Below are 2,076 nucleotides of genomic sequence, written 5' to 3'. Positions count from 1 at the left end.
GCTCTGCCGTGTCCTTTTCTTCTATATTCCGGAATAATACCAAAACCACTTATATAAATAGAATTTTCTTCTTCTTTACTAGTCTTTATCTTTCCAATTATCTTATCATCTATTTTAATAAAATAAGTTATGTTATTATTTTTTTCTTCATCTTCAGGTAATATCATTTCACTACTAACATCCCCAAAAAATATAGTATTTAATCTATCTATATCCTCAGCATTCTTATTAGTAGCCTTTACTAATATACTTTCATTATTTATTTCTTTTAATTCCCACTCTAAACACGTCATTCTACATTCTGAAAATGAGTATATAGCCTTTGTTTTTTCAATAAATTTCATAGCTGAAACGGATTTATCATCACCAAGTAATAAGATTTCCTTAAAATATCTTTTTCTACATTCATCAATTGCTATTTCAATTATTTTTGTAAATATCCCTTTTCTTCTAAAGCTTGGATGTACCATTCCATTAATTTCTGCTATATTTCTACTAAAGGCAGAAATTCCTGCATATCCAATTAGCTCATCATTTAAGCAATACAAAATCTCATTAACATCATTTAAACACCTATTATAATCTTTTTTCATTTCTGTTCTATATTCTAGTTCTAGCTTTAAGTTTATATTATCTTCTGTTAAACAAATATCTTCTAAATTTCGAATTAATTTCACATCATTTTCATCTAAATACTTCTTTAATACTATATTTTGAGATTTAATAATAATCTCTTTATTCTCCATATATACCTCTCCCCTATTTATATTCTAACTCTCTTTATTATTTCTATATTATAACAAACTGCAAATATTTTACCAATAATTACTTGACTTTGAAATCATCTATGCATATACTGTATATATAGATATAAACAGTATATATACTGTTATGGAGGTAATGCTTATGACTTATTTATTAGAAATCAATAATCTTGAAAAGAGACTTGGCAATTTACATCTAAAGGATGTTAATCTTAATTTAGAACCTGGCTATATAATGGGGCTAATAGGTGTAAATGGCTGTGGTAAAACAACTTTAATTAATACTATCTTAAATATATATAAGAAGGATTCTGGCATAGTAAAGGTGAACGGATTATCAATGGATAGTAACGAAAAAGAAGTTAAGGATCAAATAGGATTTGTACTTGATGAAAATATGTTTGAAAATACTATGACAGTAATTCGTAATGCAAAAACTTTTGGAAGTCTTTATAGTAAATTTAATGAAGAATTATTTTTAAAATTTTGTGAGCGTTTCGATATTCCTATTAATAAAAAGCTTGGTAAGTTATCAACTGGAGCAAAAATTAAGTTTCAATTAGCCCTTGCTCTATCACATGATTCAAAGCTTTTTATAATGGATGAACCTTCTGCCGGATTAAATCCTGCCTTTAGAAAAGATCTTATAAGATATATGCAAGAATTAGTAGAAGATGGTACTAGAAGTATTATATTTTCAACACATATTACTGAAGACCTTGATCAAGTTGGAGATTATATTGCACTTATACATGATGGCAAATTATTTTTCAATTTAAATAAAGAAGAGCTTAAAGATAAATATTTAATAATCAAAGGAAGTAAAGAAGAAATAGAAAGTCTTAACTGTTCTAAAATTATCTATAGAGAATATGGAGAGTATCATAATGCTGCCTTTATAGAAAAAGTTAAAGGTGAAGATTATAAAACTTTTAATACAAAAATCCCTAATATAGAAGATATTATGTACTACTTAGAAAAAGGAGGTTATTCATATGCTTAAAATTGTGTTAAACGATTTATTTATCAGCTTTAAGAAATCATGGATTAGTATATTGCTTTATACTATTTTTATGTACTTTATAGCTATATATACAATTTCATTCATTGTTGTTATGACAAATGAGTATATAACAAGAGATACCGTATATCAGATACTTGCATCTGAACAAACCCAAAATATAATTATTCCAGTTACTAATATAATATATATACTTACTTTATTTTTAATAACAAAAAAAATACCCCTTAGACTAAGTAAGGCAATGTTTGTATGCCCTGCTTCAGATAAGGATAAAATGAAATATATATA

At 25.9% G+C, this 2,076-nt stretch carries 3 protein-coding genes; 2 read left to right on the top strand and 1 reads right to left on the bottom strand.

Annotation, left to right across the window (positions count from 1 at the left end; genetic code table 11):
- The coding region (locus E6248_RS15615; RefSeq protein ID WP_316341688.1) for a GNAT family N-acetyltransferase at positions 1-746 on the bottom strand (746 nt) is incomplete at its 3' end.
- A 160-nt stretch (positions 747-906) separates the two neighbouring features.
- Between E6248_RS15615 and E6248_RS15610 the strand changes: the two genes are divergently transcribed.
- Positions 907-1,767: an ABC transporter ATP-binding protein gene (locus tag E6248_RS15610; RefSeq protein WP_316341687.1), complete on the top strand. Its 861-nt coding sequence runs from the start codon at positions 907-909 to the stop codon at positions 1,765-1,767.
- Positions 1,760-2,076 (top strand): hypothetical protein (locus E6248_RS15605; protein WP_316341686.1); only part of this gene is annotated, 317 nt, incomplete at its 3' end. The genes E6248_RS15610 and E6248_RS15605, both read left to right, overlap by 8 nt.

The organism is Clostridium sp. (assembly GCF_032552055.1).
Classification (GTDB): Bacteria; Bacillota; Clostridia; order Clostridiales; family Clostridiaceae; genus Clostridium.
This window is presented reverse-complemented; position numbering and strand designations above follow the sequence as displayed.

What these genes read in the sequence shown, in the direction of transcription:
- E6248_RS15610 (WP_316341687.1), top strand. Translation starts at nt 907, where the DNA reads ATGACTTATTTATTAGAAATCAATAATCTTGAAAAGAGACTTGGCAAT.